The sequence below is a fragment of the Bacillus nitratireducens genome, assembly GCF_036320425.1.
GTDB lineage: Bacteria > Bacillota > Bacilli > Bacillales > Bacillaceae_G > Bacillus_A > Bacillus_A nitratireducens.
Map to the genome: position 1 here is coordinate 1 of NZ_JAUMJO010000024.1, position 14,867 is coordinate 14,867.

Consider the following 14,867-nt stretch of genomic DNA (forward strand, 5'->3'; position numbering starts at 1 on the left):
AGGATCAAACTCTCCAATAAAGTTAGTTTGTCTAGCATCTAAAAATAAAAATTGACGTTTCACGTTGTTTGTTTCGTTTAGTTTTCAAAGTTCAACATCGCGTTTCAGCGACTTTTATAATTTAACATTTCGAGTTGAATCTGTCAACAACTTTTTTCTTTCGTTCCTGACGACGCTTATTAATTTATCATATTAACGATTAATAAGTCAACGCTTTTTTAAAAAATGCCAAAATAATTTTATCTTGGCATTATATATAGCTTAATAATTACCAATGCAGCAACACCCGGAACCCCTAATAAACTCGATACAGTAGCTGTTCCTATATTAATTGGAATATGAAAATCAAAATATGAACCTGCTACATTCACTCCGAATAATAACGCTATACCTAAAGTAACATGAAAGAGGGCTTTTCCTATAAAACGTATTGGTTTGGATGAAACACCAAAAACAAGAAAAATAAAAACTAAAGAAAGAATACCAACAATAATAATTGTAGAATTCATTTTTTCCTCCTTATGAATGACCTATACATATCTATTTGTATGGGACAAGACAATAAAAAAGAACATATAAGCATAACTCCTATCACTTCATCCCCCTAAAACAGACCCTAGGCATACCGGCTATCAATTAACACTGTACTACTGTCAACAAACCTAAAGATAGAAACTAAAAAGGTCCTGCTTCAATAAGCAGGACCTTTTTACCATTGTTCCATCTTCACAGGGCGACGCTTCGCTTCTTTTAACAAGAAGAAATATTTTGCCTCCGCTATTTTCAAAGAACAAAGTACAGCTGGAGATGGTTCTACACTTTGTTCAACCATTCTCTTTTGACGTAACCATTCATTCTTTACTTTTTCCAATAGTACAATTAACTTATCATCGTACTCTTTACGCAATTTACCCTTTTTTTGAAAGAACATTTTTGTTTCTCCTCTTATACTTCTCTGCGGCCTTCTAGCGCTTTTGACAGAGTTACTTCATCTGCATATTCTAAATCTCCACCAACTGGTAGACCATGTGCAATACGAGTTACTTTAATACCTGTCGGCTTTAAGAGGCGGGATATATACATCGCTGTAGCTTCCCCTTCAATGTTAGGGTTTGTTGCCAATATCACTTCTTGTACCGTTTCATCGTGCAGTCGCTTTAAGAGTTGCGGGATATTAATGTCTTCCGGTCCAATTCCCTCCATTGGGGAAATCGCACCACGTAACACATGATATACACCTTGATACTCTTTCATTTTTTCCATTGCGATTACATCTTTCGGCTCTTGCACGACACAGACAACCGTTTGATCTCGATGTGAATCATCACAAATATAACAAGGATCGCGGTCAGTAATATGTCCACATACAGAACAATACGCTAAATCTCGCTTCGCATTCACAAGCGCTTTCGCAAAACCTAGTACATCGTCTTCTTTCATATCTAATACGAAAAATGCCAATCGAACCGCTGTTTTCGGTCCGATTCCTGGCAATTTCATAAAACTATCGATTAATTTTGATATTGGTTCTGGATAATGCATATATCAATATCCTCCTAGAACATTCCACCTGGTAAGTTTAAGCCTTTTGTAAATTTACCCATTGTAGAATTTGAAAGTTCATCAACCTTTTTAAGTGCATCGTTCGTTGCAGCTAACACTAAATCTTGTAACATTTCGATATCTTCTGGATCTACAACTTCTTCTTTAATTTTCACTTCAAGGACTTGCTTATGGCCATTTGCAATAACAGAAACCATTCCGCCGCCAGCTGTACCTTCAACCGTTTTTTCGCCAAGCTCTTCTTGCGCTTTCGCCATGTCTTTTTGCATTTTTTGCATTTGTTTCATCATGTTATTCATATTTCCCATTCCGCCACGCATCATAATTAATTCCTCCTAATTATTATTACTCTTTTATTTCGATAAGTTCTTGCCCTACTAATTTTACAGCTTCTTCTATAAGAGGGTCTTCTTTTTGTTCTGGGCTTTCTTCAGAATCCCCGCCTTCGCGTTGTAAAAAGTCTTCGCGAATTTTACCCCATTCACTTTTCGGGATAGCAATCATGTTTAACCTTTTACTTAGCAATTCAAAAAGAGTCTGTTCCAACGTATCCATCGCTTCTCGATTTTCACTTGCCATTTTACAATGGATTTCATATTGAAATGCTAACACATAGGTATCATCTGAAGCTGCTACTGGCTCACTATTTTCTAATAAAACAGCAAATGCTACTTTGTTATATGACTTGAGTCTTCCTAACAACTCACCCCATACAGCCTTTAACTGTTCTAAATCTTGACGCTTTGCTTGCTTTAACACTTCATTCACGCGTCCGACAGGAATTTTCATACTTCCTGTTCGTACTGGTTTTGGTGTCGCACGCGTCTCTCTTACTTCCTGCTGTACACCAGCTGGCACACCATTCTTTTTAACTTGCTCTAACTCTTTCTCCAATTGCTGCATCCTGTTCATAATCGCTTGCAAACGATCTGTACCATTTGCCTGCATCATAAACTGCTGACACAACTGCACCATAACAACTTCTAAGAAAATCCGTGGATGATTTGTCCACTTCATCTCCTGTTGTCCCTTACTAAGGGTATGAATAATTTCATAGATTACTTCCGGTTGCATTTCTTCACTTAATGCACGGAATTGATCATCTACAATTACCCGTTCCAACATATGTTCTAATTGTGGTGAAGTTTGATATAAAAGCATATCACGATAGTAGTAAATGAAATCCTCCATAAAGCGAACTGGATCTTTCCCCTTACTCATCATTTCATCTATAATACGTAATGCTCTTGATACATCATTTTCACGTATACATTCTACTAAGTTACCTAAGTATTGTTGAGAAACAGAACCCGTTACAGCTAAAACATCTTCACTCGTCACAGTCTCATCACTATAAGAAATCGCTTGGTCAATCAGACTTAATGCATCACGCATACCACCTTCAGCGGCACGTGCGACGATTTGTAACGCTTCATCTTCTACTTGTGTACCTTCATTTGTCACAACCGTAGATAATCTCTCAACGATATCATTTACTGATATTTTTCGAAATTCAAAGCGTTGACAACGTGAAATGATTGTCGGTGGAATCTTATGCGGCTCTGTTGTCGCCAAAATAAAGATAACATGTCCTGGCGGCTCTTCTAACGTTTTTAAAAGCGCGTTAAAGGCACCCATAGAAAGCATGTGGACTTCATCAATAATGTATACTTTATATTTCACAGCACTTGGAGCATATTTTACTTTATCTCTTATATCTCGAATTTCATCTACACCGTTATTTGAAGCCGCATCAATTTCTAATACATCTGAAATAGATCCTTGTGTAATTCCTAAACAAGAAGGACATTCATTACAAGGTTCAGCTACCGGAGCATGTTCACAGTTAATTGCTTTTGCAAATACTTTTGCAATTGTCGTTTTTCCTGTTCCCCTTGGACCAGAAAATACATAAGCATGTGAAACTTTCTCTTGAAGAAGGGCATTTTGCAACGTTTTTGTCACGTGCTTTTGACCGACTACATCTCCAAACTTTTGCGGTCTCCATGTTCGGTATAACGCTTGGTATGACACGAAAATACGGCCTCCCTCAAAGGTTATTATCTCATTTATTATAACCCATTCTGTTTATAGATTCCAAAAGTTATTTTCCATACAAAAAACCCACCTTTATATTAAGGTGAGTTTTGTATACATATATAACTGCCGTGCACCTTCTGTCGATTACGTACCATAAGCGTTACTCAAGCAGTTAGCTCGGTTCAGGCACTCCTGCGGCACACGAGAAGACCCGCTTATTGCTGCTTCCTTCCGGACCTGACAAGGTTCACGGGGTCCCGTTGCGCAGGACCCAAACGTCAACACCACTTACTTAAGGCAGACCTTACAGCAACATAACCTCGAGAAGGGATTCGGCCTCGCTAGAGCGGATTGCGAGTATAGGGCACCGCTACCTCCCCGCTTAGCACGGCAAAGTTAAAACCAATATTCGGTTGCCTTCAATAAGGCATTATCAGTATAACTTGTTTTTTTACAAAATGCAAATACGTTAGTTCGTATTACTTTTCTCTAATTTTTTCGCTTCTTTTCTTTTCTTACGAAGCTCCCTAAAAAAATTCGTTAACAACGTACCACATTCTTCTTCTAGTACACCAGCCACCACTTCGCATTGATGATTAAAACGCTCATCGGTTAAAAGATTCATTAATGTACCTGCACATCCACCTTTCGGATCGCTCGCACCATATACAACCCTTTTTACGCGTGATAATACAATTCCACCTGCACACATTGGACAAGGTTCTAATGTTACATATAACGTTGCATCTTCTAAGCGCCATGTCCCTAATTTTTTACAAGCTTCATCTATAGCTAAAAGCTCGGCGTGAGCTATAGATCTCTGCTCAGTTTCTCTCAAGTTATGTGCGACACTAATCACTTCATCATCTAGCACAATGACAGCACCGATTGGTACCTCTTGTATCGCCTCTGCCTTTTTCGCTTCCTCTATTGCTAATTGCATAAAATAAATATCTCGATCCATAATATAGTCCTTTCGCCAAAAATAAAATACACTTTTTCATTTCTTACAGGTGGGATAACTTTTATAAATTCAATCCAACCTAAAGAAGAAAGAGAGGGAATTACATATGAAAAATACTGCCTTACTCATTATCGATATGATTAATGATTTTCAATTCTCCCACGGGCCCATCCTGGCACAAAAATGTGAAACCATAAAGAATCCTATTCTACAATTAAAAGAAACAATGAAGTCTTTAGGTTACCCCGTAATTTATGTCAATGACCATTATCAACTTTGGAGGTCTGACATTGATCAACTTATTACTCATTGTACAAATGATTATAGTAAAAATATTATCGAGGCCATCGCTCCGCATACTGACGATTACATTTTTATTAAACCACATTACTCTGCCTTTTATGAAACACCTTTAAATTCTTTATTAGGTTATTTAAAAATCGAAAATCTCATCTTAACAGGAATTGCCGGTAACATATGCATCCTTTTTACAGCTAATGACGCTCATATGAGAAATTATACACTTTATGTACCACAGGATTGCATTGCTTCTAACAACGAGCAAGATAATGAACATGCTTTAAAAATAATGGAGAACACATTAAAGGCAAATATTGTATCATCATCCCAAATAAAATTTAGTTAATACATATCTATTTTCTAACTTTTTATATCAAATCAGTCCGCTCGCCCCCCTCTTGTGCTACAATAATTCTGTTTTGTGTTTTTAGTAGTCACGGTAAATCACTGATTGAAAGGAGGAAACAGCGTGACCGGAGTACCATTTATCACGGTTGAAGGACCAATTGGTGTTGGAAAAACTTCACTTGCGAAGGAAATTTCAACTCACATGCAACTCCACTTACTAAAAGAGATTGTTGATGAAAATCCTTTTTTAGGAAAATTCTACGAAGACATCGACGAATGGAGTTTTCAAACAGAGATGTTCTTTCTGTGTAATAGATACAAACAACTAGAGGATATTAACATAAAGTATTTGGATCAAAGGAAGCCTGTAGTAGCAGATTATCATATATTCAAAAATTTAATTTTTGCATCACGTACATTAAAAGATTCTCAATATGACAAGTACATGCAAATTTATCGTATCCTTACTCAAGATATGCCTGTACCAAATGTCATCGTTTATTTAACAGCGAGCCTAGAAACATTACAAAAACGAATTGCGATGCGCGGAAGAGAATTCGAAAAAAATATGGATCCAAATTATTTACTACAGCTTACAAAAGATTACGAAACAGCAATGGATGCTTTCAAAAAGGACCATCCAGATATTCCAGTATTGAAGTTTAATGGAGACGACATGGATTTTGTAAGAAATCCTGATGATTTAAATGTCATCTTATCCGCTCTTCAAAATACTCTCTTGAAGGAGTCGAAATAATAATGAATTTAAGGCAAAAATATGATATACCAAATGATGCAGTTATCACTATTGCTGGAACAGTAGGTGTCGGTAAATCAACTATGACAACTGCATTAGCTAACGCTTTAGGTTATCGTACATCTTTCGAAAAAGTAGATTCTAATCCATATTTGGACAAGTTCTATGCTGATTTCACACGCTGGAGCTTTCACTTACAAGTGTATTTTTTAGCAGAACGATTTAAAGAACAAAAAAGAATTTTCGAATATGGTGGCGGTTTTGTCCAGGACCGTTCTATTTATGAGGACACTGGTATTTTTGCAAAGATGCATCACGAAAAGGGTACAATGACAGAAACTGATTATGAAACATACAAAGGTTTATTTGATGCTATGGTCATGACTCCTTACTTCCCACACCCAGACTTATTAATTTATTTAGAAGGTTCTTTCGATGATATTGTCGACCGTATCCAAGAACGAGGACGTCCAATGGAACAACAAACACCAATTGAGTATTGGAAAGAGATGCATGGACGTTACGAAAATTGGATTAATGACTTTAATTCATGCCCTGTTTTACGACTAAACATTAATGAATACGATATTTTAAAAGATGGCGATTCAATCGAACCAATCATTAAAAAAATCGGCCATTTTTTAAAGCAAACACGTAAACTTGTAAAATAAAAAACCCGTGCATATGCACGGGTTTTTCTATTAAATTACTTCTTCTTTGTTGGAGCAATAATTTCACTCTCAGGTTTTCCAGCGTTAATACGCTGACGAACAGTACTTGTACTAATATCATATGTTTCAGCAATCTCTTTAACAGTCATTTCTTTACCGTTAATTACTGCTGTTAACACTTTACCTGTACGTTTTGGAGCTGCTTCTTTCTTTACAGCTGGTTTTTCAACCTTTTTTGGTACCTCTACTTTACTCGCAACTTGTTTTACATCACAAGTACAACCACAAAGTTTACGGAATGTATCATCGCTTATAATGCGTGACACGTTTGCACCACTGTTTAAAATTCTATTGTTCTTACAGACAGGACATTGTACATAATATAAAGTTTTTCCATCTAAAGGAAATGTTTGTATAATAAGATCCATGTTGACTCCTTTCATATCTATGAAGATAATCATCGGAATATGAGTGTGTAATAAGGACAAAATCGCCTTACACCATACTTTATGATTGGTTTTAAAATAAAAACTCGTTACGTGTTGGTAACGAGTTCTCCAATCTCCACTTATATGCGCTGTTGTCAATTATATCTGGAGGAGGTAGAGGGATTCGAACCCCCGCGCGACTCTCGCCGCCTGTCGGTTTTCAAGACCGATCCCTTCAGCCGGACTTGGGTATACCTCCATATTGACATCAAATATAATATCAAAAGAAAAACAGTTAGTCAACCCTACTAAAATAAATTATGAGGAAAGGAAAATTTTACTTTCCCTCTCCTACATTATAGTAATGACAGCGCTCATAATTACCAATCACTCATACCGATGAATGTTTAAATTTACTTAATAACTGTTTTTCCTCCCATATAAGGGCGAAGAACTTCTGGAATTATAATTGTACCATCTTCTTGCTGGTAGTTCTCTAAAATAGCTGCAACTGTACGTCCAATTGCAAGACCAGATCCATTTAATGTATGAACATGTTCTGGTTTTCCGTTTGGCTCACGACGGAAACGAATATTTGCACGTCTCGCTTGGAAAGCCTCGAAATTACTACAAGAAGAAATTTCACGATATGTGCCATAGCTTGGAATCCATACTTCAATATCGTATTTCTTCGCTGCTGTAAAGCCTAAATCTCCTGTACACATGCTCATAACGCGATATGGCAACTCTAATAATTGTAACACGCGTTCTGCATCATTTGTTAATTTTTCTAACTCTTCGTAAGAATCTTCTGGTTTCACGAACTTTACAAGCTCAACTTTATTAAATTGATGTTGGCGAATTAAACCACGTGTATCGCGACCAGCAGAACCTGCTTCAGAACGGAAGCAAGAGCTAAATGCAGCATATCGTATCGGTAATTGCTCTTTACTTAAAATCTCATCACGATGCATATTCGTTACAGGTACTTCAGCTGTAGGGATTAAGAAATAATCTTCGCTTTCAATACGGAATGCATCTTCTTCAAACTTTGGAAGTTGTCCTGTTCCTGTCATACTTGCACGGTTTACCATATAAGGAGGTAATACTTCCTCATATCCATGCTCGTCAGTATGAAGATCAAGCATGAAACTAATTAAAGCACGCTCTAATCTTGCACCAGCACCTTTGTAAAATACAAATCGGCTTCCTGTTACTTTCCCAGCACGTTCAAAATCTAAAATCCCTAAATCTGTAGCAAGATCCCAATGTGGTTTTGGCTCAAAAGTAAATTCTTTCACTTCTCCCCAATTACGTGCTACTACGTTATCATCTTCTGTTTCACCTACTGGAGCAGATTCATGAGGGATATTTGGGATAGATAGCATTAATCTCTCTAAATCTTCTTCAACTGTACGAAGCTCATTATCAAGATCTTTTACTTTTTCTCCAACCTCACGCATTTCTAGAATTAGAGCTTCCGCATCTTTCTTTTCACGCTTTAATACTGAAATTTGTTGAGATACTTCGTTACGTTTACTTTTTAGTTCTTCTGTTTGAACAAGTAGCTCTCTTCTTCTCGTATCAAGTTCCTCAAAGCGACCAAAATCTGTTAAATCTTCGCCTCTATGCTGTAATTTTGCTTTTACTTCTTCAAAATTCGTACGTAAAAATTTAATATCAAGCATTATATACTCCTCCTTTTATTTTATAAAACACAAAAAACTCCCGTCCCTATACAAAGGGACGGGAGTTAACCCGCGTTGCCACCCTAGTTGAAAGCATTACCGCTTTCCTCTCAAGTAGAAATAACGGCTCTTCACCGGGAATGTTTACTAATCCAAAGATATTCCACATTCCATTCCAGGATGGATTCACAAACTGTTTCTATCGATTTCCACCAACCATCGACTCTCTATAAGAAACGACATCTGTTACTACTTCCTATCAACACGCTTATTTTATAAAATTGTTACCATCAATTTACTATAATCTTATACAAGTTGCAAGTTACTTATACAACTTTTTTCATTTTCGCTTCTTTTACCATTTCTACGAAGTATGCTGTTACACGATGATCGTCCGTTAATTCCGGATGGAAAGAAGCAGCTAAAAACGGCCCTTGCCTTACCGCTACCATTCGATCGCCATGCGTAGAAAGTACTTCCACATCATCAGCTACATTGACAACATACGGAGCACGGATAAATACACCAATAAAGTCTTCCCCCACACCTTTCATTGAAAGCGCAGCTTCAAAGCTATCTTTTTGACGTCCGAACGCATTGCGCTCGACTGTAATATCCATAGCACCAATATGTGATTCTTCATAGCCAATCAATGTTTTCGCAAGAAGAATCATTCCTGCACATGTACCAAACATTGGTTTACCAGACTTCGCAAATGTACGAAGGGGCTCCATGAAAGCATACTTATCAATAAGACGGCGCATTGTTGTACTTTCACCGCCTGGTAAAATAAGACCATCAATCTCTTCAAGTTGTTCTATACGCTTTATAACCACAGCTTCTGCACCACTTGCTTCAACTGATTTTACATGCTCACGAACTGCACCTTGAAGACCTAGTACACCGATTTTCACCATTTTAAAGAATCTCCTTTAATTACCATCCACGCTCTTGCATGCGTTGTTCTGGTAATAACGTTGAAATTTCGATACCTTTCATTGCATTACCTAATCCTTTAGAAAGGCTTGCAATTAGTTCGTAATCTTCATAATGAGTCGTTGCTTCAACGATTGCACGTGCAAATTTCTCTGGGTTCTCTGATTTGAAAATACCAGATCCAACGAATACACCATCAGCACCAAGTTGCATCATTAACGCTGCATCTGCTGGTGTTGCTACACCACCTGCTGCAAAGTTTACAACTGGCAGACGGCCAAGGCGTTTAATTTCAAGTAGTACTTCATAAGGAGCACCAGTATTTTTTGCATATGTCATTAACTCATCTTCACGTAGACTTGCAACTTGACGGATTTCTGCATTGACTTGGCGCATATGACGCACTGCCTCTACAATGTTTCCTGTTCCTGGTTCACCTTTTGTACGAAGCATAGATGCACCTTCTGCAATACGACGTGCAGCTTCTCCGATATCACGGCAACCACATACAAACGGAACTGTGTAATCACGTTTATTTAAATGGTATACTTCATCAGCAGGAGTTAATACTTCACTCTCATCGATATAGTCTACCCCTAATGATTCTAATACACGTGCTTCTACAAGGTGACCGATACGGCATTTTGCCATAACCGGAATTGACACAGCACCCATAACTTCTTCAACAATTGTTGGATCTGCCATACGAGAAACGCCACCTGCTGCACGAATATCTGCAGGTACACGCTCTAGTGCCATAACAGCAACTGCGCCTGCCTCTTCTGCAATCCTTGCTTGCTCAGCGTTAATTACGTCCATAATAACGCCGCCTTTTTGCATTTCTGCCATTCCACGTTTTACACGTTCTGTCCCTGTTACATTTGTCATGTACAAAAACCCCCCTAGGTGAATTGCTTTCCCCGTTAAAGAAGAAAATTAAGAATACTCTTACATTCTACCACTAACTATCTGATGCTTGTCCACTACTTTTTCATAAAGTCGGTATGAAAAATAGGAATAAGAAAAAGCTCCTACAATGAGGAGCTTTTAAAACCAACCTTTTACTGTATCGACAGCACTATTCCACATACCACTAAAGAAAGAACCAATTCCGCGCATAGAACGTGTAAACCAACCTGCTTCTTCTACTTCAGATTTTGTTACAAGATCAACTTGCAATGATTTTCCTGATAAAAACCCAGGATCATTACCATCTTTTGGCGTTATAACCATTTGACCAAGTGAAACTCCCTTTTTAACAGGTGCTTCTTGTCCCTTATTTCCTTCTTTGAATTCTGTTTTATAAACGTCTTTACTTCCTTTTGGCACCGGAAGTGAAACAGCTTGTTTCGTTTGAACTGCTACATCTTTATCTTTCGCATTTTCCACTCTTACTGTTTCTTTTCCTTTGACCGAAGAACCTTTTTCATACATTTTCTTCATTTCAAAATTAGCAAAGCCGTAATCATATAATTTCTTCGTCTCATCAAATCTTGCTGTATGAGAGTTTGTTTTAATAACTACAGAAATGAAACGCATACCATTTCTTTCAATCGTACCAGTGAAACAATCTCCTGCTTCTGGAGTTGATCCTGTTTTCAGGCCATCTACGCCTTCATATTCCTTAATTAACCCTTTTAACATCCAGTTCCAGTTAGGCATTTCGATTCGATCCGGAGTACCTTCACGGAATACTTTTTTTGAAATCTTTGCTATGTCTAATGTTTTAGGGAAATCTTGAATAAGACGTTGTGCTAAAATTGCTACATCTCTCGCAGACATTTTATTTTCTTCATCTGGAGTTGTCCCTTCAGGATGGTGCCCTTTTAAATCCTTGTTCGTTAAGCCCGTAGAATTTACAAACTTATAATTTTTTAATCCAAACTCTTTTGATTTATCATTCATCATTTTTACAAAGTCTACTTCTTTTCCAGCAACTGCTTCAGCTAACGCTATTGTTGCACCATTAGCAGAATAAATTGCCATTGCTTCGTATAACTCTTTTACTGTATACGACTCACCGTTTCGTAGAGGCACATTCGATAATGAACGATCTTGCGAAATGTTATACGCATATTCAGAAACCTTAACTTTTTGATCCCATTTTAGTTTCCCTTTCGCAACTGCCTCGTTCACTAGGTATTCACTCATCATTTTTGTCATACTAGCAATTGACAATAACTCATCTGCATTTTTTTGATATAAAATCTTCCCAGAATTCGCTTCTACTAAAATTGCCGCACCTGCTTCAATGTTTAAAGCGGCTCCTGTTTCTGCTGATGCATTGCTATATGGTACAAGCATGCTACAAGCTATTGTAAGCACTGTTACCAACGCAATGAATCTTTTGCAAAACATACCTTTCACTTTTGCTACCCCCAATATCTATGTACTCACATAACCGTTATTCTAACATAATCAAAAAAAAATAGACAGAGATATCAAATCTCCGTCTATTTACATATAAGACATTATAATGAGTAGTTTGGAGCCTCTTTTGTAATCTGCACATGGTGAGGATGGCTTTCACGTAAACCAGCACCCGACATACGAATGAATTGCGCATTCTCACGTAAGAATTCTAAATCTTGCGCTCCGCAGTATCCCATACCTGCACGTAATCCACCAACTAATTGATGAACTGTATCTGCTAAAGGTCCTTTATATGGTACTCGTCCTTCAATACCTTCTGGAACAAGTTTTTTGTTTCCTTCTTGGAAGTAACGATCTTTACTTCCTTTTTCCATTGCTCCAACAGAACCCATTCCACGGTATACTTTAAATTGACGACCTTGGTAAATTTCAGTTTCTCCAGGGCTTTCAGCTACACCAGCAAACATACTACCTAACATAACAACGTGTGCCCCTGCCGCTAAAGCTTTAACCATATCACCAGAGTACTTAACACCGCCATCTGCAATAACCGGAATACCGTGTTTACGAGCTTCAGTCGCACAATCATAAACTGCTGTTAATTGTGGTACACCAACGCCAGCCACAACGCGTGTTGTACAAATAGAACCTGGTCCGATACCAACTTTAACAACATTTGCACCAGCTTCAATTAATGCTTTTGTTGCTTCAGCTGTAGCAACATTTCCAGCGATAATGTTTAATGATGGATATTTCGCACGAACCTCTTTTACTTTTTCAATAACACCATGAGAGTGTCCATGAGCTGTATCAAGTACAATTGCATCTACGCTTGCTTTTACTAATGCATCAATACGAAGCATAGCATCCGCTGTTACACCAACTGCTGCTCCAACTAATAAGCGTCCTTGCTTATCTTTTGCAGAGTTTGGAAATTCAATTACTTTTTCAATATCTTTTATTGTAATAAGCCCTTGTAATACACCGTTATTATCAACGAGAGGGAGCTTTTCAATTTTATACTTTTGTAGGATCTTTTCAGCTTCTTCCAGTGTAGTGCCAACTGGAGCTGTAATTAACTGTTCTTTTGTCATTACGTCAGAAATTTTGATTGAGTAGTCTTGGATGAAACGCATATCACGGTTTGTAATAATACCAACTAATTTTCGCTCATCTAAATTATTTACAACTGGCACACCTGAGATACGATATTTTCCCATAAGATGTTCTGCATCGTATACTTGATGTTCTGGAGTTAAAAAGAAAGGATCTGAAATAACGCCGCTTTCAGAGCGTTTTACCTTATCAACCTGCTCTGCCTGTTGTTCAATAGACATATTCTTATGAATGATTCCTAAACCACCTTGGCGAGCCATTGCAATGGCCATATCAGCTTCTGTTACTGTATCCATTCCTGCACTAATTAACGGGATGTTTAGCTGTAAGCTTTCAGATAAAACTGTTTTAACACTTACTTCTCTTGGTAATATATCTGACCTTGCTGGTACAAGTAATACATCATCAAAAGTCAAACCTTCTTTAACAAATTTAGATTCCCACATAATTGTTCCCCCCATGATACCAGAAATTATTATTAGTAGCTTATCAATTGGTTAAAATACTGTCAAGGACGTATATATATGTTAGAATTTTTAGACAATAAAAGGAGCGTAATATATGCATCATACATCTTGTGCTTGGCAGCAATTAAGTTTCTTCTTTTCATCTCAAAATGTACAACATTATCTTGCCCGTTGTTATGAAAAATCCTCGATTCAAGATGCCGAAAAAAAAAGTTTTGAAAATTGTTATCCATTTATTTATTACTTGGAACACGGTAAAAATTATTATGAATTATATAAGACAGCTCCATTTTCCATTCAGCCAATGTTGCTATTTTATGGAATGGGCCAACTTTTTAAAGCCTGTCTATTAACCATTAATCCAAACTATCCAGAATCAACAACTGTTTTAGCACACGGGGTGACGACCCGTAAGCGAAAAAAACAGGGATATCAATTTTTAGAAGATGAAGTGAAAATACAGAAAAATGGACTATTTACTCATGCCGCAGAACAACTGTTTCACATGAAACACTTGGAAACAGAAAAGTTTAATATGTTAGAGTTACTGGGAAAAATTCCTGAGTTACAACATTTATTTCGCTATAGTCAAAAAGGGACAACATTATATAAAATCAATTCAACAAATAAAAATGAGCTCTCCTTTCCAGTCAACATACTGGATCGACTACATATGACTAAAGAGAGATTTTCTCGTTATATCGAAACAACCTGTAAACACTTATCAATACAACACGTACCTGAAAAAGATAATGAATCGAATGTGTTTTTTTCAGCGCCTATTCAATCATGGAATCCTATGTATAGTACTCCTTTATACTATGAACAGCTTTCTAACACTTATTATTTACCACTTACGACTGACCCTAGAAATCCTAAACCCGTATTACCCGAACTTCTCGTTCATTATTTATTGCTCTATAATTTAAGCATGATTTCTAGGTATGAAACGGATTGGTGGTATGACTTACTTGGAAGCTATAGCTCTGAAGACTACCCATTTATTTATCAATTTCTTAATATTTCTGCTCAAAAAATCCCTTACTATATTTCAGCGTTTTTACTAGCAGAACCGGGCCTATTTCATGGGAAATAAAAAAAACACAAGTCAAAAGACTTGTGTTTTTAGTTGCTTGGCGACGTCCTACTCTCACAGGGACAAGGTCCCAACTACCATCGGCGCTAGAGAGCTTAACTTCCGTGTTCGGTATGGGAA

At 37.3% G+C, this 14,867-nt stretch carries 16 protein-coding genes, 1 tRNA gene, 1 rRNA gene, 1 other RNA gene and 1 other annotated feature; of the genes, 4 read left to right on the plus strand and 15 right to left on the minus strand.

The window, feature by feature from the left end; genetic code table 11:
- Positions 1–239: 239 nt before the first annotated feature.
- The 7 genes from Q3V31_RS30180 to tadA form a co-directional block, all read right to left on the minus strand.
- Positions 240–509, minus strand: a complete 270-nt coding sequence (locus Q3V31_RS30180; RefSeq protein ID WP_001089266.1) for a pro-sigmaK processing inhibitor BofA family protein — start codon at positions 507–509, stop codon at positions 240–242.
- 200 nt (positions 510–709) lie between these two features.
- Positions 710–931: a YaaL family protein gene (locus Q3V31_RS30185; protein ID WP_000466017.1), complete on the minus strand. Its 222-nt coding sequence runs from the start codon at positions 929–931 to the stop codon at positions 710–712.
- A 14-nt stretch (positions 932–945) separates the two neighbouring features.
- Positions 946–1,542 carry a recombination protein RecR gene (recR, locus tag Q3V31_RS30190; RefSeq protein WP_000559167.1) on the minus strand — a complete coding sequence of 199 codons (597 nt, stop codon included), beginning with the start codon at positions 1,540–1,542 and terminating at the stop codon, positions 946–948.
- 14 nt (positions 1,543–1,556) lie between these two features.
- A complete protein-coding gene (locus Q3V31_RS30195) occupies positions 1,557–1,883 on the minus strand; it encodes a YbaB/EbfC family nucleoid-associated protein (RefSeq protein ID WP_170957726.1) in 327 nt (108 codons plus the stop codon).
- A gap of 25 nt (positions 1,884–1,908) precedes the next feature.
- The gene (dnaX, locus tag Q3V31_RS30200; RefSeq protein WP_000121591.1) at positions 1,909–3,597 is read right to left on the minus strand and encodes a DNA polymerase III subunit gamma/tau; all 1,689 of its coding nucleotides are present in this window, start codon (positions 3,595–3,597) and stop codon (positions 1,909–1,911) included.
- A 132-nt stretch (positions 3,598–3,729) separates the two neighbouring features.
- Positions 3,730–3,994, minus strand: an RNA gene (gene ffs / locus Q3V31_RS30205) — signal recognition particle sRNA large type.
- A gap of 78 nt (positions 3,995–4,072) precedes the next feature.
- The gene (tadA, locus tag Q3V31_RS30210) at positions 4,073–4,567 is read right to left on the minus strand and encodes a tRNA adenosine(34) deaminase TadA (RefSeq protein WP_000373357.1); all 495 of its coding nucleotides are present in this window, start codon (positions 4,565–4,567) and stop codon (positions 4,073–4,075) included.
- Positions 4,568–4,673: 106 nt separating this feature from the next.
- Here tadA and Q3V31_RS30215 point away from each other — a divergent pair, with 106 nt between their 5' ends.
- From Q3V31_RS30215 to Q3V31_RS30225, 3 genes are all read left to right on the plus strand, one after another.
- The gene (locus Q3V31_RS30215; RefSeq protein ID WP_000798735.1) at positions 4,674–5,213 is read left to right on the plus strand and encodes a cysteine hydrolase family protein; all 540 of its coding nucleotides are present in this window, start codon (positions 4,674–4,676) and stop codon (positions 5,211–5,213) included.
- 123 nt (positions 5,214–5,336) lie between these two features.
- Positions 5,337–5,972 (plus strand): deoxynucleoside kinase, encoded by a 636-nt coding sequence (locus Q3V31_RS30220; RefSeq protein ID WP_000148211.1) that lies wholly within the window; start codon positions 5,337–5,339, stop codon positions 5,970–5,972.
- Positions 5,973–5,974: 2 nt separating this feature from the next.
- A complete protein-coding gene (locus tag Q3V31_RS30225; protein ID WP_001053582.1) occupies positions 5,975–6,643 on the plus strand; it encodes a deoxynucleoside kinase in 669 nt (222 codons plus the stop codon).
- Between the two features lie 35 nt (positions 6,644–6,678).
- Here the strand turns inward: Q3V31_RS30225 and Q3V31_RS30230 are convergent, their stop codons facing one another.
- From Q3V31_RS30230 to guaB, 7 genes are all read right to left on the minus strand, one after another.
- Positions 6,679–7,071, minus strand: coding sequence for a sigma factor-like helix-turn-helix DNA-binding protein (locus Q3V31_RS30230; RefSeq protein WP_000364207.1), 393 nt, complete (start codon positions 7,069–7,071; stop codon positions 6,679–6,681).
- 166 nt (positions 7,072–7,237) lie between these two features.
- Positions 7,238–7,330 (minus strand) — tRNA-Ser (locus Q3V31_RS30235).
- A 154-nt stretch (positions 7,331–7,484) separates the two neighbouring features.
- On the minus strand, positions 7,485–8,759 hold the full coding sequence (gene serS / locus Q3V31_RS30240; protein WP_000884178.1) for a serine--tRNA ligase: 1,275 nt from the start codon (positions 8,757–8,759) through the stop codon (positions 7,485–7,487).
- Between the two features lie 51 nt (positions 8,760–8,810).
- Positions 8,811–9,031, minus strand: a binding site (T-box leader).
- A gap of 54 nt (positions 9,032–9,085) precedes the next feature.
- Positions 9,086–9,676 (minus strand): pyridoxal 5'-phosphate synthase glutaminase subunit PdxT, encoded by a 591-nt coding sequence (pdxT, locus tag Q3V31_RS30245; protein ID WP_000238776.1) that lies wholly within the window; start codon positions 9,674–9,676, stop codon positions 9,086–9,088.
- Between the two features lie 19 nt (positions 9,677–9,695).
- Positions 9,696–10,583, minus strand: coding sequence for a pyridoxal 5'-phosphate synthase lyase subunit PdxS (pdxS, locus tag Q3V31_RS30250; protein ID WP_000186161.1), 888 nt, complete (start codon positions 10,581–10,583; stop codon positions 9,696–9,698).
- A gap of 159 nt (positions 10,584–10,742) precedes the next feature.
- Complete coding sequence (locus tag Q3V31_RS30255; protein ID WP_130783309.1) at positions 10,743–12,053, minus strand: D-alanyl-D-alanine carboxypeptidase family protein; 1,311 nt, start codon at positions 12,051–12,053, stop codon at positions 10,743–10,745.
- A gap of 113 nt (positions 12,054–12,166) precedes the next feature.
- Positions 12,167–13,630: an IMP dehydrogenase gene (gene guaB / locus Q3V31_RS30260; protein WP_000264087.1), complete on the minus strand. Its 1,464-nt coding sequence runs from the start codon at positions 13,628–13,630 to the stop codon at positions 12,167–12,169.
- A 115-nt stretch (positions 13,631–13,745) separates the two neighbouring features.
- Between guaB and Q3V31_RS30265 the strand changes: the two genes are divergently transcribed.
- Positions 13,746–14,747 carry a YaaC family protein gene (locus Q3V31_RS30265; protein ID WP_000546555.1) on the plus strand — a complete coding sequence of 334 codons (1,002 nt, stop codon included), beginning with the start codon at positions 13,746–13,748 and terminating at the stop codon, positions 14,745–14,747.
- Between the two features lie 35 nt (positions 14,748–14,782).
- Here Q3V31_RS30265 and rrf read toward each other — a convergent pair.
- Positions 14,783–14,867, minus strand: a 5S ribosomal RNA gene (rrf, locus tag Q3V31_RS31075); the annotation flags it as partial.

Coding starts and splice junctions, on each gene's coding strand:
- Q3V31_RS30180 (WP_001089266.1), bottom strand. CDS start 509: ATGAATTCTACAATTATTATTGTTGGTATTCTTTCTTTAGTTTTTATT.
- Q3V31_RS30185 (WP_000466017.1), bottom strand. CDS start 931: ATGTTCTTTCAAAAAAAGGGTAAATTGCGTAAAGAGTACGATGATAAG.
- recR (WP_000559167.1), bottom strand. CDS start 1,542: ATGCATTATCCAGAACCAATATCAAAATTAATCGATAGTTTTATGAAA.
- Q3V31_RS30195 (WP_170957726.1), bottom strand. CDS start 1,883: ATGCGTGGCGGAATGGGAAATATGAATAACATGATGAAACAAATGCAA.
- tadA (WP_000373357.1), bottom strand. CDS start 4,567: ATGGATCGAGATATTTATTTTATGCAATTAGCAATAGAGGAAGCGAAA.
- Q3V31_RS30215 (WP_000798735.1), top strand. CDS start 4,674: ATGAAAAATACTGCCTTACTCATTATCGATATGATTAATGATTTTCAA.
- Q3V31_RS30225 (WP_001053582.1), top strand. CDS start 5,975: ATGAATTTAAGGCAAAAATATGATATACCAAATGATGCAGTTATCACT.
- Q3V31_RS30230 (WP_000364207.1), bottom strand. CDS start 7,071: ATGGATCTTATTATACAAACATTTCCTTTAGATGGAAAAACTTTATAT.
- serS (WP_000884178.1), bottom strand. CDS start 8,759: ATGCTTGATATTAAATTTTTACGTACGAATTTTGAAGAAGTAAAAGCA.
- pdxT (WP_000238776.1), bottom strand. CDS start 9,676: ATGGTGAAAATCGGTGTACTAGGTCTTCAAGGTGCAGTTCGTGAGCAT.
- pdxS (WP_000186161.1), bottom strand. CDS start 10,583: ATGACAAATGTAACAGGGACAGAACGTGTAAAACGTGGAATGGCAGAA.
- Q3V31_RS30255 (WP_130783309.1), bottom strand. CDS start 12,053: ATGTTTTGCAAAAGATTCATTGCGTTGGTAACAGTGCTTACAATAGCT.
- guaB (WP_000264087.1), bottom strand. CDS start 13,630: ATGTGGGAATCTAAATTTGTTAAAGAAGGTTTGACTTTTGATGATGTA.
- Q3V31_RS30265 (WP_000546555.1), top strand. CDS start 13,746: ATGCATCATACATCTTGTGCTTGGCAGCAATTAAGTTTCTTCTTTTCA.